This window comes from Pseudomonadota bacterium, assembly GCA_041395565.1.
In the GTDB taxonomy this organism is placed as follows: domain Bacteria; phylum Pseudomonadota; class Gammaproteobacteria; order UBA9214; family UBA9214; genus UBA9214.
This window is the reverse complement of the sequence record JAWLAI010000010.1, coordinates 139,946-160,015: the sequence shown is the minus strand read 5'-3', so window position 1 is coordinate 160,015 and position 20,070 is coordinate 139,946. Positions and strand designations below refer to the sequence as shown.

The following is a 20,070-nucleotide window of genomic DNA, read 5'->3' as shown; positions in this document are numbered from 1 at the left end:
GATCGCGGGGCTGCAGAAAAAGCCGCTCTGCCTGCCAGGAGACATCTTTGCCGGGTTTCGCTGCAAAACCGGTTCGCGCGTATCTCTGTTTGGCACGGAACTGCCGCACAGATCTACGGTCTCATCACTCACCATAGAATCATCCGGAGGTGACCGATCATGAAGATGCGTCAGCTTGCTGCAGCCATTGCGCTGGTAATGGCTATTCCACTGTCGACAGCGGGTATCGCGGCCGAGCCGACAACCCAGCCGGCGGTTCCGGCTGTAGCGCAGGGTGCGGGTGGTTATCTCGGCGTGGTGTTGCACTCCATTCCCCGGGCATTGCGCGCCCAGCTCGCCGGTGTCCTCCCCGCGGGTCAGGGTGTGATGATCCAGGATGTCGCGGATGATTCTCCCGCGGCACGGGCCGGTCTTCGTGCCTATGACATACTGCTCTCGCTTGATGACCAGAAACTGTTTTCCACGGAGCAACTGAGCCAGCTGGTCAGAACGGAAGGCGCGGACAAGACCGTCACCCTGAAACGGGTACGCAACGGTGTGACGGACGAGGTGCAGGTCACGCTGGGCGAGGCACAAGCCGCCGTGACTGGCGCGGCGGCAGGGGAGCGACCCTGGACGGCGATGCCCCGCTACCACCACGCGCATCCGAGGGCTCCGTATGCCGGGCCGTCACCGCACTCAGCCGAGGGGAGCTGGGACACGTTCGATGCGCTGTCGTTACAGAAGCTTGCAGATGGCAGTTACCAGGCGGAGATCCGGTATCTCGATGTCAATGGCAAGCTCGAAACGTACCAGTTCACCGGTAGCCGTGACGAGATTCGCAGGCAGGTCATGAGGCAGAGGAACCTGCCGGCGGTTGAGCGCGAGCAGTTGCTCAACGCGCTCAGTGCGCGGGACGAGCTTGCGTGGCCCGTAGATCCGTTTGGCCATCGCATGTTCATGATGCCCTGGACGGATATCTATCCGGATCCGGATTTCTAGACTGCTTTACGCACCGGGTTTGGAGTGAGAGGGTGAATCGCGATGTAAAAAGCGGGCAATGACGCGGCCGTGCTGTTCGAGGTAGTGTTCGCCGCTCCTGACTGTCACTCTGCCACCCATTCCCGTCCCCGCACGAACCGCCACCCTTGCGCTACCTGGAACGGAGAAAGCATGTGTCGGTTTCAGTGGCGGAACAGACAGATTTTTAGGAATTCCAGCATGGCCTGGCTTGACTCAAGCGACAGGTGGATTCTCGTGAAACAAGGGTTATGCTTCCACAATCCAACATTGTCTCGCTCGATCTCGTATCAGGTGAGGTGACCATGCGGTTACGCTTCGCAGTTGCGCTCCTGGCGCTCCTGTGTGGAACGTGGTACATCGCATCCGTGGCCTGGGCCGACGGCCGCTGGCAGGCAACGACCGCGGGCTGCCTTGTCTGGGATGCGCTGCCACAGTCCCATGAGACCGTCACCTGGTCGGGGGCGTGCGTCGACGGTAAGGCGAGCGGGCAGGGTGTCGAGCTCTACCGGTACCGTGACGACGGGGCGTGGCAGGAAGAACGCTACGTCGGCGAGATGCAGGCGGGCAAGCTACATGGAGCCGGCATACTCACCTACGACAATGGCGACCGCTTCGAAGGCGTGTTCACCGGCGGTCGGCGTGCGGGCCAAGGCACCTACACGCACGTCAACGGCGATCGATACGAAGGGGACTTCATCGACGACAAGATGACCGGGCGCGGGACGTTCAGTTACCACGCCGGAGGCCGCTACGAGGGCGAATTCGTGAACGGGGAATTCCAGGGGCACGGGACGTTCGTATTTGCCAACGGCAGCCGCTACGAGGGTGGATTCCGGGGCGGTCTTCCCAATGGCTCGGGCACCTTCCGGGCTGCAGATGGCGAGACCGTCAGCGGCAACTGGTTGAACGGCTGTTTTCGTCAGGGCGACCGGGTTGCCGCTGTCGGTACTAGCAAGGCACAGTGCGGTTACAGGTAGATTGCAAAGTGGGACACGGCCATCCGCCATGCACCACAGCTAAACAGAAGCCTCGCTGCCTCCTGCTTCAGAACACCTGTTGTTCCTGGTGACACGACGTGCAACGCGCGCACAAGACCATGCTGCACGTCCGCGCCTGAGAAAGCCCTCGAATTCCCGCTGGCCATATTAGGGTTTTGGTCTGCGCTGTTTGGCCATAAGGATCGCCCCTGGATCGGCCCGCGTGCAACACATTGCAGCTGTCACCGGTCAAAACGCTATGCACCGCATGACCGACTAGCATGGAGATTCTGCCGCCGGTAACGCAGAATTACGATGACCAGCCGCCGATAAGGTGTCCCCTTGAGCTGATACGCGCACGTGCGCAGGCGGTTGATGCCGATTAAATATAAAGCATGGGGCCGATGATCGGGTAGGCAAGGCACGCTGCAATCCAGCCCAGCGCCGACCGGGGATCGCGCTTGAACAGCAGGGCATGTCACGTGCTTGCCACAGCGAGCACGCCATGTACGGCGAGCAGTATCCTGCGCCACTCAGGTCGATGGGTTCCATGCCCTCGGTTCCGTTATTGCGTCTTACGGACTGGCGGTCTGCAGGATCAGATCGGCGAGCGCCGCGTAATCACCACCGAAGTGATGACCGCCGGCCAGCTTGTGCACCGTGAAGCGTCCCGGGTCGAGGTCCGGGCACAGGGGGGCGGGTTCGTCCTCGCCGTAGATGCAGAGCACCCGGTAGTCGGACAGCTTCTCGACCTCCGGCAGGACCTGGTGCGGCGCATCCTGCATGCTGCCCGGCAGCCAGTCGGCGACGCGAAACTCGAAGTCGATGCCGTGTTCGGCGCCCAGTAGGGCGACCAGCGCGGTGTGCTCGCGCAGGTCGGACGGCAGGCGGCTCGCCATGAAGGGCAGGACGTCGGCACCGCGCGAGTAGCCGATTAGCAGTACCCGGTCCTTATGCCAGGCGGCGAGGTAGTGCTGCACGATGGCGGTCAGGTCGCGGCCCATCTCGTCTTCCGTGCGACGGGTCCAGAAGTAGTGCAGGGAGTCCAGTCCGACCGTGGGGATACCCTCGCTGGCCAGGCTGTCCGCCAGTGACTTGTCGATACTGGCCCAGCCACCGTCGCCGGAGACGATCACGGCGAAGGTCCTGCCGGGCTGCTTGACCGTGATCTCGACGAGCGGCAGGTCTTCCAGGTCGGCGGATTTCGCAGTCTGTGGCGGGCGCGCATCGGCGACCAGTTGGGTGAACGCCGCGTGAAACTGCGGCAGCCAGTTCTTCTGCACGGAATAGCCGTGACCTACGCCGGGCAGATTCACCAGCCGGGCGTTGCCGGTCTGGCTGACAAAGGTTGCTGTCGCCTTGGCGTCGCAGACCTGATCGATATCCCCCTGCAGGGCCACCCAGGGGGTGGTCAGGGAGGGATCGGGAAGAAAGTCATAACCCTTGCCATCGGCCGCGGGTGTGAATTTCAGCCCGTTGCCGCGGCACAGGGGCCGGGTCAGCGGCAGGTCGGGACAGAAGCCCAGGCTGATGCCGCCGCGGAAGGTGTTCGGCGGCACCTGCGCGAGCGTGGCATAGACGAGCGTGGCACCCGAGGAATAGCCCACCAGCACCGGCTGGACATAATCCGGGTAGTTGTAGCGTTTCTGCAGGTACTGGCTCAGACCCTCGAAATCCGCGGCCGGATAGCAGCACGCGGCCTTAACGGCCTGTATGTTCTTAAGGTAGGCCGTGATGTCGATGCCGGCCACCAGCGCATCGAGGCCGGCCAGCGACCGTGCCATGTCGATTACGCCCAGGTTCCAGCCACCGTCGCCGGAGACGAACAGCACCACGTGCTTCGGCTGCGCCGAGTTGCGGTAGACATGCACATCGCCAAAATGGGCGAAGCTGAACGTTTCCTCCGCAGGCGCAGCCGGATCGGCGCGGGCGAACGACATGCTGGCGAGAAAAAAAGGCAACAGCAGGCAATAGCGCAGGATGGTCATGTCAGCAGCTCTCCGGGTCACGGTCGGACAACGACCGGGGCGTTAAATTCCACGGTCGATCCGGTACAGGGCGGCGATCAGCGCCAGCGTGCCGGCCAGCAGCCAGAGTGGCCCGAACAGCCACAGGGCCAGCGGTATGGCAAGGTAATAGGCGCGCATGCCCAGCGTGTAGTGGATGCCGCCGCGGTCGAGGATCTCGGCCACGTCCGCGACCGTGATTTCCCCGTGCAGGTCCGGCGGCAGGTTGATCAGGAAGCAGGTATGGTTGTAGTAGCGGATGGCGAGCGTGAAATTGAAGAACGCGAACAGGAAATCGATGCCGAGCAGGACGAGCTTGCCGACCCACAGGCCCGGATGTCCGCTGCCGAAGTGGCTGATCAGCAGCGACAGCTCGCCTTGTTTGTCCGCGGTGACCGCCAGGTTGAAGATGCCCAGTCCGATGAGGATGGCGGTGGAGGCCAGGAAGCTGGCCGCCATGGTCCAGTTGCGCAGCGTCTGCACGGCCACGATATCCCGGCTCTCACGCATCATGGCCCTTACCCACAGCGAGCGGGCGCGTGCGGCGAGGCCCATTGAGGTACTGAGCGGGTCACGGCGTATCTTGCGAATCAGGTGCGCGTGGTAGATCACCAGCAGCAGCAGGGCCGCGGGGCTGAGACCGTACTCGATATGGCGCAATACTTCCATGCGGGTACTCCTGTCCTCAATCCGAGCGGGTGAAGATGCGCCGGTAACCGCCCGCGATCAGCGCTGTGGTGTCCAGCAGCAGTCCCGGCAGCGGCGTCAGCACGGGGTAGGCGAGATAGGCGCTGTGCCATTCGGGATGGTACTTGTCCTTGAAGCTGCGCAGCCCTTTGTAGTTGTACAGCCGGTTGCCGTACTCGTAGGCGAGCCGGGCGATTTTCTCGCCCGTGCGTGCATAGCGTGTCTCGCCCACGCCGCCGAGCGGTGCCATGCCGAGACTGAAGTACCGGTAACCCTCGGCCTGCGCGTGCTGGATCAGTTCGACGAACAGCAGGTCCATGGTGCCGGGCGGGGCCTGCGGGCTGTGGCGCATCAGGTCGATGCTCAGTGTGGTGCGGCTGCCGTAGTCGGGCATCAGGTTGGCGAAGGCAACGACCGCTGTCCCGATCCGGATCACCGCAACCGGGCTGCGGCGCAGGTAGGACTCGCGATAGCTGCCCAGGGAGAAGCCTTTTTCCGCGGTGCGGTGCGCGGCCAGCCAGCTGTCCGAGATCGCGCGCAGTTCCGGCCACAACGCCGGCTCGAGCGGCTGCGCGAGCAGTTCGAACACGGCGCCCTCGCGCCGGGCCCGGTTGGCACTGTGGCGCAGCGATTCGCCGCGCTTGCCCGCCGTGGTGAATTCGGCGAGTCTGACCAACGCCGTCTCGCCCAGCTTGAACAGGGCAAAACCCGCATCGTGAAAGCGGTGCACGTGCGTGTCGCTGATCTCGTAGAAGCAGGGCCGCAGATCGTGCAGGTCGGCGAAATCGCGAAAGGCGATGATCGCGGCATCGAAGGCGTCCGGAGCGCCGCATGGGTCGCCGAGGGCCACGAGGCGGTCGCGAATCCGCCCGTACTGGACGAAGGCGCGGCGGTCGGGAGTCCACACCAGCGACTTGTCGCCGAGAAACACCAGGTGGGCGAACTCGCTGCCGCCGTCGCGATTGAGCACGACCTCCGCCTCGGCCAGGGTTTGTGCGTCGGCAGGTCCGGAAATTGTTTTCGGCTGGCGAAAGAAGGACCAGCCGAACCAGGCGATGACGGCTGCCATGGCGATGACCAGGCCGCGCGCGAAGCGCGGTGCGTCCAGGTTGTGCGCGAAGCGTGACAGGTGGGTCCAGCCGAGTGGAATCCCGCCATGCACCCAACTGCCGAGCCAGGCAAAGCCGGCGATAGCGATCACCAGGCCAGCCAGCCACAGCAGGCTGCGGGCGCTGAACAACGGGTAACTCGCGCGGTAGAAACGTGTGCGCTGCCGGCTCAACAGCAGGGTGACGGTCAGCAGGGCGATGGCCTCCTCGAAGTCGAAGCCCTTGATGAAGGTGAACAGTGCACCGGTGACCAGCAGGATCTGGGTCAGGTGATAGGCGCTGCGCACCTGGGCGGCGATGCCGCGCGCGAGCGCGATGAGTAACGCGCCCGCAGCGACGGAGAGCGTGTGCGAAATCTCGATGGCGGCAAGCGGGACATACGACTTGAGTACGACCAGGCGGTCGCTCAAGGTGGGAAAGGCGGCCGATACGAGCAGGATCACGCCACCGGCGAAGGTCAGGTAGGCCAGCGCATGCACCCCGAGCGAGGCCAGCATGTTCAGCGGCAGGCGCAGCAGGCCGGTCAGGCGGCTGTCGCGCCACTGGCGCACGATCGGCAGCTGTTCCCAGTGCTGTGGCAGCATGAGGCGGTCCGCGCCCAGGTAGACCGCGATCAGCCAGGGCATCACGTAGTAGCACAGCCGGTAGACGAGGATGCCCGAGACGAGGTGTTCCGGGCTGCGTGCCCAGGGTGCCAGCAGCACCACCAGCGCGGTGTCGAACACCCCGAGGCCGCCCGGTATCAGGCTCAGGATGCCCAGCGTCGAGGCCAGCACGAATCCGGCCAGGAACGGGAGCCAGGCAATGGATGCGCCGCTGATCTCGAAGGCGAGCCATGCCGTGGCCGCGGCGATCAGCCAGTCCAGCGTCGAGATGATGACCAGCATGGCCAGCGTGGCCGCGGACTGCGGTGCCAGGCCCTGCAGGAGTCGCGTGAACAGACCGCGATGGAGAGTCAGGAGGTAGACCGGCAGATAGGCGGCGAAGACGGCGAGTGCGGACCAGGCCATCCAGGCCGGTACTGGCAGCCGGTCTATACCCGGCCCGCCAGTCAGCAGCAGCGGCCAGCACAGCACCGCCAGACCAACCGGCACCGACGCCATGATCAGGGCTGAAACTGCGGCGGCGCGCCCGGTGTCGATGCCGGCACTGCCGAACAGCAGCAGGCGGATACCCGAACCGGCCAGGCCGGAAAGTCCGATGAGATTGTTGAAGGCGTTGGCGATCCAGGCAGTGCGTACCAGTGTGCCTAGCGGCAGCTCGAGCTGGAAGGCGCGGGCCGCACGCCAGTCGTACAGGCTCATGGCCAGGACCCCCGCGATGGCGGCGGACTGGATCATCAGCAGCCGGGGCAGGGAGATGTCGTGCAACACCGTGCGCACGGCATGCAGGTCGAGTCCGCGCAGTTCGCGCGCGGCCAGTGTCGCGACAATTGCCAGGAAGGCCACGGGCAGCACGCGCCGCACCCAGTGCAGGCGTGCCTGGCCGGAGTTTGCGTTCGTCAAATCATCGGCGCGCGTATTGCCGTCAGGTTCGGCCTGCACCTTGCGGGATTCTGATTCCATGGCGGATTGGCTTCAGGGGGGCGTGTTGGCCGAGCGCTACCGCCGGCGGTAGCGGTGCACCACCCACAGCAGTACGGCGGCGGCGATGATACCCCCCATCACCTCGAGTTCGTAGTGGCGGATGTCGCCGATGACCGTCTCGATCGCCCGGCCGAAGTAGTAGCCGGCCAGCCCGATCACAGACGCCCAGATGCCGGCGCCGAGGAGGTTGAACAGGGTAAAGCGCAACCAGGGTATCGTGCTCAGGCCGACGGCGAACGGGGTGATGGAGCGCAGCCCGTAGAGGAAGCGGAAACTCAGCAGCAGCCAGTTCTGCTGCCGTTCCAGCTGCCGCAGCACCCGCTGCACCCGCGTCTGCCAGTCGGGATGCCGGGCCAGCAGCGCCTTGCCATGACGGCGGCCGAGATAAAAATACAGCTGGTCGCCGGTCAGGGAGCCGAGGAAACCGCAGGCGATCACCAGCTCCAGGGACAGGTAACGCATGTGCGCGGCCACACCGCCCAGGACCAGGACGGTTTCGCCCTCCAGGAAGGTTCCGGCCAAAACGACCGGGTAGCCATAGCTGGTGATCCATGTTTCCAGCATGCGGCCTAGGTTACTACAGCAAGCTTTGCCCGGAAATCGGCGTTACCAGTCCGACACTGCTGCGGCGCGGGGGCTGTTAGTATTGCAGCCGGGCGGCGCGCCTGCGTTATGGCCGGTGCGGGACGACCCCGATGGGCGAACCGGAGATGCGGCACCTTGGACAGGCAGACACGATGAATTCTCCAGGCCCCGGTGCTCGCGCTGCCCGCGGGGCGGCTGCCGCCGCAGCCGCCGCCGCTGTGCAATGTGGCGGTACGCTGCCGCTGCTGCCGGCGCAGGCGCTATCCGGGTTTACCGGGCACGTCATGCGCCGGAGCTTGTGCGGGAGACGGATATGATCGAACCGGCGCGTGGCGCGCGGCCGGAAGGTCCGTTCTGGTCCCGCTTCCGGGCCTGGCTGCTCGGCCTGCTGGTGCTCTCCGGACTGATCCTGCTGGTCACCCATTTCGGCGAACTCGAGCACTTCGTCCAGCTGCTGCGGCAGGCGGAACCGGCATGGCTGTTGCTGGCCGCGCTGCTGCAGCTGGCCACCTACCTCTGTGTGGCGAGTGTGTGGTACCTGGCACTGCGCAGGGCAGGGCAGCGTCGTTCGCTGCTCTCGCTGGTGCCGCTCGGCGTCGCCAAGCTGTTTTCCGACCAGGCCATGCCCAGCGGCGGCATGAGCGGCACGGCATTCTTCATCACCGCGCTGAGTCGGCGCGGGATACCCACGCGGGTGTGCATGGCGACGCTGTTGCTGAGCCTGGTGTCCTATTACGGGGCCTACCTGCTCGCGGCGCTCGTAACGGTGCTGCTGCTGTCGTTCTATCATGCCCTGCAGCTGTGGAATATCGTGGCGGTCGTCGTCTTCGTGCTGGTAGCGGTGGGTATCCCGGCCGGTGCCCTCTGGCTGCGCAGCCTGGCGCGGCGGGAACTGCCCGTGCAACTGCTGCGTATCCCCGGCCTGGGCAAGCTGATGGATGCCATTGCGCAGGCCCCGGACGAACTGCTGCGCAGCCCGGCACTGGTGGCCGCCGCCCTGCTGTGTCACGGGGCGGTATTCCTGCTGGATGCCGCGACCCTGCAGGTCATGCTGCAGGTCGTGGGTATGCCGGCCACCTTACAGCTCGTGTTCCCGTGTTTCATGCTGGCAGCCATGGTCGCCACCGTCGGTCCAATCCCGCTTGGCCTCGGCACCTTCGAGGTGACCTGCGTCAGCATGCTCGGCGCGCTCGGCGTCCCCGTCGAGGCGGCGCTGGCGGCGACGCTGCTGCTGCGCGGCTTTACGCTCTGGCTGCCCATGTTTCCCGGTATGTGGCTGGCGCGCAGGGCGTTGCGCTAGCACGCTGCGGATTGCGCCCGGATCGCCGGGTCCGTGACCGGTGTCCGCCACGCCCCGGACACGCCGCCCCGGGGGGCAAAAATATTTTTTTTGACGTCTTGTTTTTTACCCGACCATACCTATGATTGCGCTGGGCCAGAGACCGGCACAGGTGACCTTGCAGACGGCACGGTGCGCGACGGCTAAACCTTTAACGTGACCAACCGCTATTACGGCCTGTGCGCAGCCTGTGCTGCCCGGGTAACGAGGAATCGTCATGAAGAAACATATCGTGGCCGTCGCGGAAGAAGAACCTCCGGGCACCGCAGCGCAAACCACAGTCTCCCCCGCCTGTACCGGTAGTGCCGCACCCCACCTCGTACCTCTCGTCCGCAACCTTGCGCATCCCATACCCCGGCTGACGGTCAGCCCGCGCAGTCACGCCTTCCGCAAACGCTTTTTTCCCGCTGCCGGCTTGCGGGACTGGAACGACTGGCGCTGGCAGAACCGCAATCGCATCCGTGACCTGAATGCGCTGGCACGCATCATCGAGCTGAGCCCGGACGAGCGCGCCGCCATCGAACAGCACAGCGGCCCGCTGCCGGTCGGTATCACGCCCTACTATGCCAGCCTGCTGGACGCGGCCGATGCGACCCAGGCGCTGCGCCGCACGGTCATCCCGGTGACCGGTGAATACCGGCAGAGCCCCGGCGAGGCCGACGATCCCCTCGGCGAGGACCACGACAGCCCGGTGCCGGGTCTGGTGCACCGTTATCCCGACCGGGTGCTGTTCCTGGTCACGGGCATCTGCACCACCTACTGCCGCTACTGCACGCGCTCGCGGCTGGTGGGCGCGGCCGGCGAGAAGGCGATCAAGCGCAGCTACTACGAGGCGGCCCTCGACTACATCGAACGCACGCCGACCATCCGCGACGTGCTGCTCTCGGGCGGCGATCCCCTCAGCCTGGACGACGAGCGCCTGGAATACCTGCTCACGCGGCTCAAGCGCATTCCGCACGTCGAATTCGTGCGCATCGGCACCAAGGTGCCGGCGGTGCTGCCGCAGCGCATCACACCGGCGCTGCTGCGGCTGTTCCGCCGCTACGGTCCCGTGTGGCTGTCGGTGCACTTCACGCATCCGGACGAGCTCACGCCCGAGGTCGCCGAGGCCTGCGGCCGGCTGGCCGATGCCGGCGTGCCGCTCGGCAGCCAGACCGTGCTGCTGGCCGGCGTCAACGACAGCGTCGAGACCATGAAACGGCTGATGCACGGCCTGCTGAAGCTCCGCGTGCGTCCCTACTACCTGTACCAGTGCGACCCGATCACCGGTTCGGCGCATTTCCGCACGCCGGTGGAGAAGGGCCTGGAGATCATCCGCGGCCTGCGCGGCCATACCACCGGCTACGCCGTGCCGCACTACGTCATCGACGCCCCCGGTGGCGGCGGCAAGATCCCGCTGGTGCCGGACTACGTCGTCGGCCGCGAGGGTGACGACCTGGTGCTGCGCAACTTCGAGCACGGCTTGTATCGTTACCACGACCCCGTTGCCCCGACCGCCGCCCTGGCGCCGGCCGGGGAGAACCTCGCGTGAGGATCGGTTTCACCTACGACTTGCGCGACGACTATCTCGCGCAGGGCCTGGACGAGGAGACGGCAGCCGAGTTCGACCGTCCGGAGACGATCCGCGCCATCCACGCCGCCATCGAGGGGTTCGGCCACACGGTCGAGCCGATCGGCAACCTGGCCGCGCTCATGCCGCGGCTGCTGGCGGGCGAGCGCTGGGACCTGGTGTTCAACATCGCGGAGGGACTCCACGGCGTCGCGCGCGAGGCGCAGATCCCCGCGCTGCTCGACGCCTGGCAGATCCCCTATACCTTCTCGGACGCGACCACGCTGGCGCTGTGCCTGCACAAGGGTCTCACCAAGCACGTGGTGCGCGACTGCGGCATCGCGACACCGGACTTCGTGGTGGTGGAGAGCGCGGCGGACCTGGTACACGTCGACCTGCCACTGCCGCTGTTCGCCAAGCCGGTCGCGGAGGGGACCAGCAAGGGCATCAGCGCGGCCTCGAAGATCACCGATCACGCCACGCTCGGCCGGACCTGCCGGGATCTGCTCGCGCGCTTCGCGCAACCCGTGCTCGTGGAAACCTTCCTGCCCGGCCGGGAGTTCACCGTCGGCATCGTCGGCAACGGCGCCGCTGCGCGCGCGCTCGGCGTGCTGGAGGTGCTGGCGACCGGCGCCGGCGACAGCGAGGTGTATTCCTTCCGCAACAAGGAGGAATTCGAGTCACGCTGTGAATACCGGCTCGAGGTCGGCGCCGTCGCGCGCGCGGTCGAACAGGTCGCGCTCGCCGCCTGGCGCGCGCTGGGCTGCCGCGACGCCGGGCGCATCGACGTGCGGCTGGACGCCGATGGCAGTCCGCACTTCATCGAGGTCAACCCGCTCGCGGGTCTGAATCCCGAACGCTCCGACCTTGCCTTCATCGCGCGCTTCCAGGGCCTGGCCTACCGCGACCTGATCGGCATGATTCTCGACGCCGCGCGTGCCCGCACCCTGGTGCCTGCGCGAACCGGCGTGCGATCCGCGCTCGCGCCATGACCCGCAGAACCCGCGTTGCCGTCCTCTACGGCGCCCTGCCTGCCAACGCCCCGCCTGATGAACAGGACGCGCTCGTCGAGGCCGAGGCGGTCGGCGCCGCCCTGCGCGCGCTGGGGTTCCAGCCGCTGCTGCGCGCGGTGAACACGAACCTCGACCAGCTGCGTCACGAACTGCTGCAGCTACGGCCGCGGTTCGCGTTCAATCTGGTCGAGTCGCTCGACGGGCGCGGCGCCTTCATCGCCTGGGTGCCGCAGCTGCTCGATGCGCTCGGGATTCCCTATACCGGTGTCAGCGCCGATGCGCAGTACCTCACGTCGAACAAGCTGCTGGCCAAGCGCTGGCTCGCCGCGCACGGCCTGCCGACCCCCGCCTGGAGCGAGGACGGCAGCGCCGGCGGGCCGGGTGCCTGGATCGTGAAGTCGGTGTGGGAACACGCCTCGATCGGCATCGATGACGGGGCCGTGGTCCAGGGCGGTGCCGCCGCCGCCCGGCGCATCGCAGAGCAGCGCGCACGCCATGGCGGCGCCTGGTTCGCGGAACGCTTCGTCGACGGGCGCGAATTCAATATCGCGCTGCTCGAGGAGGTGGGCGGTGTGCGCGTGCTGCCGGTGGCGGAGATCGATTTTTCCGCATTTCCCGCCGGCAAGCCGCGCATCGTGAACTATGCCGCCAAGTGGGACAGCACGGCGTTCGAGTATCACCACACGCCGCGCCGCTTCCTCGTGTCAGCTGCCGGGAGTGAGCCGGGGCATGGCCTGGAGACGCTGGCGCGGGCCTGCTGGCAGCACTTCGGGCTGCGCGGCTATGCGCGCGTCGACATCCGCCTCGACGCGGACGGCACACCCCAGGTGCTGGAGATCAATGCCAATCCGTGCCTGTCGCCGGATGCGGGCTACGCTGCGGCCGCGGCGGCGGCCGGCCTGGACTATACCGCGCTGATCGGGTGCATCGTGGCTGGCGTGCTGCCCCGGCATGACGCGGTGGCGGACGCGCATCCGCGCAGCGGCGCTGCGACCTGATGTTCCTCATCCGCCAGATCTACGACGACACCACGTCCGCCAACCGGACCGCGATCGCGCAGGCACAGGCGATCCTGCGCGCGCAGTTCCCCGGTCTCGGCGAGGACGACATCGCCAAGCTGCCGGACCAGTTGCGTGACCCGCTCAAGCACCGTTTCCATGCCCGGTTGCTGGCAGCGGAAAACGGCCAGGGCGAACTGCGCGGCTTCGCGCTGCTGCTGCATGCGCCTGACCTGCGTTTCGCCTACCTGGAGTACATCAGCGCCGCGCCCGGCGGTACCGGCGGCGGTATCGGCGGGGCGCTGTACGAGCGGGTGCGCGAGGAGGCGGCCGCGCTGCAGGTGTGCGGACTGTTCTTCGAATGCCTGCCGGACGATCCGGCGCTCTCGCGCGACCCGGCGATCCGTGCGCAGAATGCGGCGCGCCTGAAATTCTACGAACGCTACGGCGCGCGGCCGCTGGCCAATACCGCCTACGAAACCCCGGTCACGCCCGGCGGCGACAATCCGCCCTACCTGGTGCTGGACCCGCTCGGCAGCCAGGCGCCGCTGGGCCGGGACGCCGCGCGTCGCATCGTGCGCGCCATCCTGGAACGCAAGTACGGCGCGCTGTGTCCGCGCGAGTACATCAAGCATGTCGTCGCCTCCATCCAGGACGACCCCGTGCAGCTGCGGGCGCCGCGCTACCGCCGCAGCAGCACGCGCCAGCCAGCCCCGGCCCCGGTGCGTGCACGGCGCATCGCGCTGATCGTCAATGACAAGCACGACATCCACCACGTGCGCGAGCGGGGTTACGTGGAATCGCCCGTGCGCATCAAGGCGATCATGCAGGAACTGGACAAGACCGGATACTTCGAGCGGCTGCCGGCCCGCCACTTCCCGCTGTCCTGGATCAAGGCCGTGCACGACGGTGATTTCGTGCAGTACCTCATGCGCGCCTGCGCCCGGGTTCCGCAGGGCAAGTCTGTCTATCCCTACGTGTTCCCGATCCGCAACGCCGCGCGTCCGCCGCGCGAGCTGCCGCTGCGCGCCGGCTATTACTGCATCGACACCTTCACGCCCCTGAACCGCAATGCCTGGCTGGCGGCGCTCGGTGCCGTCGACTGCGCGCTGACCGGCGCACAGTGCCTGGTGGACGGCTACCGTATGGCCTACGCGCTGGTGCGGCCGCCCGGTCACCATGCCGAGCGCAGGAGCTTCGGCGGATTCTGCTATTTCAATTCGGCGGCGGTCGCCGCCAACTACCTGAGCCGCTACGGCCGGGTTGCGGTGCTCGATGTCGACTACCATCACGGCAACGGGACCGAGAACATCTTCTACGAGCGCGCCGACGTGCTCACCGTTTCGCTGCACGGCAATCCGCGGCAGACCTATCCGTATTTCAGCGGCTTCGAGGACGAGCGCGGGGCGGGTGAGGGATTGGGCTACAACCTGAACCTGCCCCTGAAGGAAGGTCTGGACGGGGCGGGTTACCGCGAACATCTCGCGCGCGCGCTGAAACACATCATCCGCTTCGCGCCGCGTTACCTGGTGCTCGGGCTCGGGCTGGATACCGCGAAGGGCGATCCGACCGGCTCGTTCACGCTGGCCGCGCGCGACTTCCACGAGAACGGACGCATGATCGGGGCGCTGGCCCTGCCGGTGCTGGTGACCCAGGAGGGCGGCTACCGCACGCGCTCGCTGGGCCAGAATGCCCGGCACTTCTTCGAGGGCCTGTGGCAGGGCCTGCATGCGGCCAGGCAACCGGACCATGCCCGCTGACACGCTGCGGCCGACACCGGCAGCGGTGGTGCTGCGCACGACGCCGCAGCCCGGCGACGTGGCAGCGGTGCGCGCACTGGTGCACACGACCGGATTTTTCAGCGCCGCGGAGGTCGGGATTGCGGCCGAACTCGTCCAGGAAAGCCTGTCGCAGGGTAGCGCCAGCGGCTATGAATTCCTGCTGCTCGAACAGGCGCAAACGCTGCTTGGCTATACCTGCTATGGCGAGATTCCCGGCACCGCCGGTAGCTATGATCTCTACTGGATCGTCGTCGCCCCGGACCGGCAGGGCCGGGGGCTCGGGCAGCAGCTGCTGGCCGCGACGGAAACGGCGGTGCGCGCGCGGGGCGGACGCCTGCTGTATGCCGAGACATCGGCGCGCGCGCAATACGCGCCGACACGGCATTTCTATGAACGGGCGGGTTTCCATGCGGCGGCACGGCTGCCGGATTTCTATGCCCCGGGCGATGGCAAGGTCATTTATGCGAAGGCGCTGATAGCGGCGGCCTAAGCGCGCGCTGCGGCGGCAGGCAGCGGACGGGAGACGGCCGCTTCGCCCCGCCACGGGATTCGGCTGCCGGGCGCTGGCAGCTTCCCTCCCGAGGGTTTGCGACAGCCCGGCGCGCCCGCCGGGGCGATCCGCGGGCAGCATATGCCGGGCGTGCAGGATCGCGCAGGGACGTCCACACCCCCCCCGGATCGCAGACGGCGGGGCCGGCGGTCGCGCGGGTTCAATGTCACATCATTCGTAGTACCATTGGGGCCTGCCCGGAAGCAGACAGGCTGTGCCTGCCCGGGCGGCTCCCTGCATGAACGGCACAGGAACCTGCTTCCCATGACCAGAAAGCTCGTGACCACGCTCGTCGTCCTGGCCGTCCTGATCGGCGTGCCGGCCGCCATCAAGATGCGCCAGTTCAGCGTGATGAGCTCGATCCCGATGCAGATGCCGCCCGAGACGGTCACCGCGGACAGCGCGCGCGCGCAGGCGTGGCCCGACGCGGTCACGGCCGTCGGCTCGCTGGTTGCCGTGCAGGGCGTCACGGTCGGCGCCGAGCTGGGTGGTAAAGTCGCCGATATCGCGTTCGAGTCGGGCGCTCGCGTGGATGCCGGCGCCGTCCTGGTCAGGCTGGATACCGCCGCGGAGTCGGCGCAGCTGCGCGCCGCCGAGGCGGCCGTGGCGCTGGCGCGCCTCACGCTCGAGCGCACCCGGGAGCTGCTGGCCGAGAAGAATGCCTCGAAGGCCGAGTTCGACAGCGCCGACGCCCGCTTCAAGCAGGCCGCCGCCGAGGCGGACACCATCCGCGCGGCAATCGAGAAGAAGACGATACGCGCGCCGTTCGCCGGCCGGCTCGGACTGCGCCTGGTCAACCTGGGCCAGATCCTCCGGGAAGGCGATCCGATCGTGACGCTGCAGACGCTCGATCCCATCTACGTGAATTTCTCGGTCCCGCAGCAGCTGAATCCGCTGCTGGCGCAGGGCATGGCGGTGCGGGTATCCACCGACGCGGCACCGCAGGAGACCTTCGCGGGCACGATCAACGCGGTGAGTCCGGAGATCGACGCCATGACCCGCAACGTGCGCGTGCAGGCGCTGATAAGCAATGTCGGCGAAAAGCTGCGTGCGGGCATGTTCGTCAATGTCGAGGTCGCGTTGTCCGAACAGCAGGACGTGCTCGCGATTCCCGCGACCGCGGTGCTGTATGCGCCCTATGGCGATACCGTGTTCGTGATCGATTCCCAGCACGACGAGCACGGCGGCGCGACCAAGCAGGTGCTGCGGCAGCAGATCGTCCGGCTCGGCGCCACGCGCGGCGACTTCGTCGCCGTCACCGCCGGCCTGCAGGCCGGCGACCAGGTCGTGACCAGCGGGGTGTTCAAGCTGCGTCCCGGCATGGCGGTGGTGGTCGACAATACCCTGGCGCCGGACGCGCAGCTTGCGCCCGCGCCCGCCAACGAGTGATCAGGGCGTAGCGGACACACACGGTTAGCGCGATGTCTTCCTTCACCGATCTCTTCATCCGCCGCCCGGTCCTTGCGATCGTCGTCAATCTGCTGATCCTCATCGCCGGCGTGCAGGCCTGGCACTCGCTCAATATCCGCCAGTATCCCCGCAGCGAGAATTCGACGGTCAGCATTTCGACCGTCTACGTCGGCGCCAGCGCCGAGCTGGTGCGCGGCTTCATCACCACCCCGCTGGAGCAGGCCATCGCCTCCGCCGACGGCATCGAATACGTGCAGTCGAAGAGCCTGCAGGGTTTCTCCCTGATCAACGCCCGCCTCAAGCTGAACTACGAGCCGACCAAGGCGCTGGCGGATATCACGGCCAAGGTGAACCAGGTGCGCAACGACCTGCCGCCCGAGGCGGAGGTGCCCTCGATCAGCGTGCAATCCGCGGATACCCAGTACGCGTCCGCCTATCTCAGCTTCGCCTCCGACATCCTTACCCAGGCGGAGATCACCGACTATCTCACGCGCGTGGTGCAACCGCGGCTGGCCTCGGTCGCCGGCGTGCAGCGCGCCGAGATTCTCGGCGCGCGCACCTTCGCCATGCGTATCTGGCTCAAGCCCGACCGCATGGCCGCCTTCCACATCAGCCCCGCGCAGGTGCGCCGGGTGCTCGCGGCCAACAATTTCCTGGCCGCCGTCGGCAGCACGAAGGGCGCGCTGGTCCAGGTCAACCTCACGGCCAATACCGACCTCAACTCGGTCGATGATTTCAAGCGCATGGTGGTATACCAGAGCGACGACACGATCGTGCGCCTGGAGGACATCGCCGACGTCGTGCTCGGCGCCGAGGACTACGACACCTCGGTCCGGTATTCGGGTCAGACCGCGGTGTTCATGGGCATCTTCCCGCTGCCCAACGCCAATACCATCGATGTCATCAAGCGGACCCGCGTGGAACTCGACGACATCAAGCGCGACGTGCCGAAGGGACTGGAAGTCAGTATCGGTTACGATGCATCGGAATACATCTCCAACGCGATCCGCGAGGTCACCAAGACGCTGGGCGATACGCTGCTGATCGTCATCGTCGTCATCTACCTGTTTCTGGGGTCGATACGCTCGGCGCTGATCCCGATGATCGCGATCCCCGTATCGCTCATCGGCGGCATCTTTCTCATGCAGACCTTCGGCTTCACGCTGAACCTGCTGACCCTGCTTGCCATCGTGCTGTCCGTCGGTCTGGTGGTCGACGATGCCATCGTCGTCGTGGAAAACGTCGAACGCCACCTGCGCGAGGGCCGCAGCCGGCGGGAGGCCGCCCTGATCGGCGCGCGCGAGCTGCTGGGGCCGATCATCGCCATGACCATCACGCTGGCGGCGGTGTACACGCCCATCGGCCTGCAGGGTGGGCTGACCGGCGCACTGTTCCGCGAATTCGCACTGACCCTGGCCGGCACGGTGACCATTTCCGGCATCGTCGCGCTGACGCTCTCGCCGGTGATGTCGGCGCACATGCTGCGCAGTGCGGCCGCCGAGGAACGCGGGTTCACCGGCTGGGTCAACCATCATTTCGACCGGCTGCGCACGGCCTACGGGCGCGCGCTCGAGCGCACCCTGCAGGCGCGGTTCTTCGTCTACATCGTCTGGGCGGCGGTGTTCCTGGCCGCGTTCCCGATGTACAACATGTCGCCGAAGGAGCTTGCGCCGAGCGAGGACCAGAGCGTGCTGTTCGGCATCATCAACACGGCGGCGAACGCCAGCGCCGACCAGAAGTCGTTCTTCGGCCATGCCGCCGAGCAGGCCTTCCTCGATACCCCCGAGGTGGACCTGTCCTTCCAGATCCTGTTCGCGCCGGCGGTCGCGTCGCTGTACGATACGGACGGCTTTTCCGGCATGGTGGTCAAGCCCTGGCATGACCCGCGCGAGCGCACCGTGTTCGAGATCCAGCCCGAGGTGCAGGCCCGGCTCTCCCGCATCCCGGGCTTCCAGATCTTCGTCACGACGCCGCCGGCGCTGCCCGGCGGCAGCAATTTCCCGATCGAATTCATCATCGCCTCGACCGCCGACTTCAAACGCCTGCTCGAATTCGCCGAACAAATCCAGGCCAAGGCGATGGCGAGCGGCATGTTCCTGTTTCCGCCGCAGATCGACCTCAAGTACGATCAGCCGCAGGCGGAAGTGGTCATCGACCGCGACAAGGTGGCCGCGCTCGGCCTGGACCTGTCCCGGGTCGGTACCGACCTCGCCGCAGCCGTCGGCGGCGACTACGTCAACCGCTTCAATATCGCCGGACGCAGCTACAAGGTGATACCCCAGATCGTCCGCGCCGAACGGCTCAACCCGGACCAGATCACCGGTCTCTACATCGACGGACCGCAGGGGGAGCCGCTGCCGCTCGCCACGGTCGCGCAAATAAAGAACATGACGGTGCCGCGTTCGCTCAACCGCTTCCAGCAGCTCAATGCGGTGAAGCTGTCCGGCATGACCAACCGCACGCTGGACCAGGCGCTCACGGTCCTGGAACAGGCGGCCCGCGAGATCCTGCCGCCCGGCTACTCGATCGACTACACCGGTGAGTCACGCCAGCTGCGCACCGAGGGCAACAAGTTCCTGCCGGCCTTCGTGCTCGCGATCGTGATGATCTTCCTGGCGCTGGCGGTGCAGTTCAATTCGTTCCGCGATCCCTGCATCATCCTGTTTGGCTCGGTACCGCTGGCCATGTTCGGCGCGCTGCTGTTCACGTTCCTGAAGATGCCGAATCCGAACATCCCGTACTGGACCAGCGGCTGGACGACCACACTCAATATCTACGCGCAGGTCGGCCTGGTGACGCTGGTCGGGCTGATCGCCAAGAACGGCATCCTGATCGTGGAATTCGCCAACAAGCTGCAGGAACAGGGCAGGGCCAAGCACGAGGCGGTGCGGCTCGCGGCCATGACCCGCCTGCGCCCCGTGCTGATGACCAGCATCGCCACCGTGGCCGGCCACTTTCCGCTCACCCTGGTCACCGGTGCCGGCGCCGCCGCCCGCAACTCGATCGGCCTGGTACTGGTCGGCGGCATGACCATCGGCACCGTGTTCACGCTGTTCGTCCTGCCCTCGATCTACCTGCTGCTGGCGAAGGACCACGGCAAGGACCGCGCATCCGTGCCCGCCACCACCGACCCGGCCGGCTAGCCGCCGCGGTCGGCATCCTGCGGCAGCCCGCCCAGGGCATGCCCGTAGGGATGGTTGAGCGGGGTGTTGAGGAATGCCGTCATCGTCTGCATGGATTCGAAGTAGATCGTCAGCTTGCCGTCGACCAGATACGGATGCTCGCTGACATCGGTGATGTCGTGGCCGGTGATCGGGTCGACCGTACTGATCATGTGGTCCGGTTCATGCAGTCGATGACTCTGTTCGCGGTCGCGCGGCAGCGGACTGTCCGCCACCCAGTTGAGGTCCTCGAAGCGCGGTGCCGCTGTGTGCTGTGTGTTCATGGGTTAACCTCCTGTCAGGGTACGACCTGTGGT

The 20,070-nt window shown here is 66.6% G+C and carries 16 protein-coding genes; 10 read left to right on the top strand and 6 right to left on the bottom strand.

Going from position 1 to position 20,070, the window contains the following annotated elements; all coding sequences use genetic code 11:
- Window positions 1-159 precede the first annotated feature (159 nt).
- The gene (locus R3F42_15840; protein ID MEZ5543490.1) at window positions 160-981 is read left to right on the top strand and encodes a PDZ domain-containing protein; all 822 of its coding nucleotides are present in this window, start codon (window positions 160-162) and stop codon (window positions 979-981) included.
- 323 nt (window positions 982-1,304) lie between these two features.
- Window positions 1,305-1,979: a hypothetical protein gene (locus R3F42_15835; protein MEZ5543489.1), complete on the top strand. Its 675-nt coding sequence runs from the start codon at window positions 1,305-1,307 to the stop codon at window positions 1,977-1,979.
- Between the two features lie 382 nt (window positions 1,980-2,361).
- Here the strand turns inward: R3F42_15835 and R3F42_15830 are convergent, their stop codons facing one another.
- The 5 genes from R3F42_15830 to R3F42_15810 form a co-directional block, all read right to left on the bottom strand.
- Window positions 2,362-2,412, bottom strand: coding sequence for a hypothetical protein (locus tag R3F42_15830; GenBank protein ID MEZ5543488.1), 51 nt, complete (start codon window positions 2,410-2,412; stop codon window positions 2,362-2,364).
- A gap of 142 nt (window positions 2,413-2,554) precedes the next feature.
- Window positions 2,555-3,967: an AcvB/VirJ family lysyl-phosphatidylglycerol hydrolase gene (locus tag R3F42_15825; GenBank protein MEZ5543487.1), complete on the bottom strand. Its 1,413-nt coding sequence runs from the start codon at window positions 3,965-3,967 to the stop codon at window positions 2,555-2,557.
- A gap of 42 nt (window positions 3,968-4,009) precedes the next feature.
- Window positions 4,010-4,654 (bottom strand): DUF599 domain-containing protein, encoded by a 645-nt coding sequence (locus R3F42_15820; protein ID MEZ5543486.1) that lies wholly within the window; start codon window positions 4,652-4,654, stop codon window positions 4,010-4,012.
- A gap of 16 nt (window positions 4,655-4,670) precedes the next feature.
- Window positions 4,671-7,346 (bottom strand): bifunctional lysylphosphatidylglycerol flippase/synthetase MprF, encoded by a 2,676-nt coding sequence (gene mprF / locus R3F42_15815; GenBank protein MEZ5543485.1) that lies wholly within the window; start codon window positions 7,344-7,346, stop codon window positions 4,671-4,673.
- Between the two features lie 36 nt (window positions 7,347-7,382).
- Complete coding sequence (locus R3F42_15810) at window positions 7,383-7,931, bottom strand: DedA family protein (protein ID MEZ5543484.1); 549 nt, start codon at window positions 7,929-7,931, stop codon at window positions 7,383-7,385.
- Between the two features lie 334 nt (window positions 7,932-8,265).
- Between R3F42_15810 and R3F42_15805 the strand changes: the two genes are divergently transcribed.
- The 8 genes from R3F42_15805 to R3F42_15770 all read left to right on the top strand — a co-directional run bounded on the left by R3F42_15805 (window position 8,266) and on the right by R3F42_15770 (window position 19,735).
- Window positions 8,266-9,252 carry a lysylphosphatidylglycerol synthase transmembrane domain-containing protein gene (locus tag R3F42_15805; protein MEZ5543483.1) on the top strand — a complete coding sequence of 329 codons (987 nt, stop codon included), beginning with the start codon at window positions 8,266-8,268 and terminating at the stop codon, window positions 9,250-9,252.
- 256 nt (window positions 9,253-9,508) lie between these two features.
- Entirely contained in the window at window positions 9,509-10,822 is a 1,314-nt protein-coding gene (locus R3F42_15800; protein MEZ5543482.1) for a KamA family radical SAM protein, read from the top strand.
- Window positions 10,819-11,832 (top strand): D-alanine--D-alanine ligase, encoded by a 1,014-nt coding sequence (locus R3F42_15795; GenBank protein ID MEZ5543481.1) that lies wholly within the window; start codon window positions 10,819-10,821, stop codon window positions 11,830-11,832. Before R3F42_15800 ends, R3F42_15795 begins: the two co-directional genes overlap by 4 nt.
- Window positions 11,829-12,851 carry a D-alanine--D-alanine ligase gene (locus tag R3F42_15790; GenBank protein ID MEZ5543480.1) on the top strand — a complete coding sequence of 341 codons (1,023 nt, stop codon included), beginning with the start codon at window positions 11,829-11,831 and terminating at the stop codon, window positions 12,849-12,851. The genes R3F42_15795 and R3F42_15790 overlap by 4 nt, the downstream gene beginning before the upstream one ends.
- On the top strand, window positions 12,851-14,611 hold the full coding sequence (locus R3F42_15785; protein ID MEZ5543479.1) for a histone deacetylase family protein: 1,761 nt from the start codon (window positions 12,851-12,853) through the stop codon (window positions 14,609-14,611). Before R3F42_15790 ends, R3F42_15785 begins: the two co-directional genes overlap by 1 nt.
- Window positions 14,601-15,122 (top strand): GNAT family N-acetyltransferase, encoded by a 522-nt coding sequence (locus tag R3F42_15780; GenBank protein ID MEZ5543478.1) that lies wholly within the window; start codon window positions 14,601-14,603, stop codon window positions 15,120-15,122. Before R3F42_15785 ends, R3F42_15780 begins: the two co-directional genes overlap by 11 nt.
- A 324-nt stretch (window positions 15,123-15,446) precedes the next feature.
- A complete protein-coding gene (locus R3F42_15775; GenBank protein ID MEZ5543477.1) occupies window positions 15,447-16,571 on the top strand; it encodes an efflux RND transporter periplasmic adaptor subunit in 1,125 nt (374 codons plus the stop codon).
- Between the two features lie 32 nt (window positions 16,572-16,603).
- A complete protein-coding gene (locus tag R3F42_15770) occupies window positions 16,604-19,735 on the top strand; it encodes an efflux RND transporter permease subunit (GenBank protein MEZ5543476.1) in 3,132 nt (1,043 codons plus the stop codon).
- On the opposite strand, the gene R3F42_15765 is transcribed toward R3F42_15770, so the two are convergent.
- Window positions 19,732-20,037 (bottom strand): hypothetical protein, encoded by a 306-nt coding sequence (locus R3F42_15765; protein ID MEZ5543475.1) that lies wholly within the window; start codon window positions 20,035-20,037, stop codon window positions 19,732-19,734. The genes R3F42_15770 and R3F42_15765 overlap by 4 nt on opposite strands.
- Window positions 20,038-20,070 lie beyond the last annotated feature (33 nt).

Coding starts and splice junctions, on each gene's coding strand:
- R3F42_15775 (MEZ5543477.1), top strand. CDS start 15,447: ATGACCAGAAAGCTCGTGACCACGCTCGTCGTCCTGGCCGTCCTGATC.
- R3F42_15825 (MEZ5543487.1), bottom strand. CDS start 3,967: ATGACCATCCTGCGCTATTGCCTGCTGTTGCCTTTTTTTCTCGCCAGC.
- R3F42_15765 (MEZ5543475.1), bottom strand. CDS start 20,037: ATGAACACACAGCACACAGCGGCACCGCGCTTCGAGGACCTCAACTGG.
- R3F42_15810 (MEZ5543484.1), bottom strand. CDS start 7,931: ATGCTGGAAACATGGATCACCAGCTATGGCTACCCGGTCGTTTTGGCC.
- R3F42_15790 (MEZ5543480.1), top strand. CDS start 11,829: ATGACCCGCAGAACCCGCGTTGCCGTCCTCTACGGCGCCCTGCCTGCC.
- R3F42_15835 (MEZ5543489.1), top strand. CDS start 1,305: ATGCGGTTACGCTTCGCAGTTGCGCTCCTGGCGCTCCTGTGTGGAACG.
- mprF (MEZ5543485.1), bottom strand. CDS start 7,346: ATGGAATCAGAATCCCGCAAGGTGCAGGCCGAACCTGACGGCAATACG.
- R3F42_15770 (MEZ5543476.1), top strand. CDS start 16,604: ATGTCTTCCTTCACCGATCTCTTCATCCGCCGCCCGGTCCTTGCGATC.
- R3F42_15805 (MEZ5543483.1), top strand. CDS start 8,266: ATGATCGAACCGGCGCGTGGCGCGCGGCCGGAAGGTCCGTTCTGGTCC.
- R3F42_15820 (MEZ5543486.1), bottom strand. CDS start 4,654: ATGGAAGTATTGCGCCATATCGAGTACGGTCTCAGCCCCGCGGCCCTG.
- R3F42_15780 (MEZ5543478.1), top strand. CDS start 14,601: ATGCCCGCTGACACGCTGCGGCCGACACCGGCAGCGGTGGTGCTGCGC.
- R3F42_15785 (MEZ5543479.1), top strand. CDS start 12,851: ATGTTCCTCATCCGCCAGATCTACGACGACACCACGTCCGCCAACCGG.
- R3F42_15840 (MEZ5543490.1), top strand. CDS start 160: ATGAAGATGCGTCAGCTTGCTGCAGCCATTGCGCTGGTAATGGCTATT.
- R3F42_15800 (MEZ5543482.1), top strand. CDS start 9,509: ATGAAGAAACATATCGTGGCCGTCGCGGAAGAAGAACCTCCGGGCACC.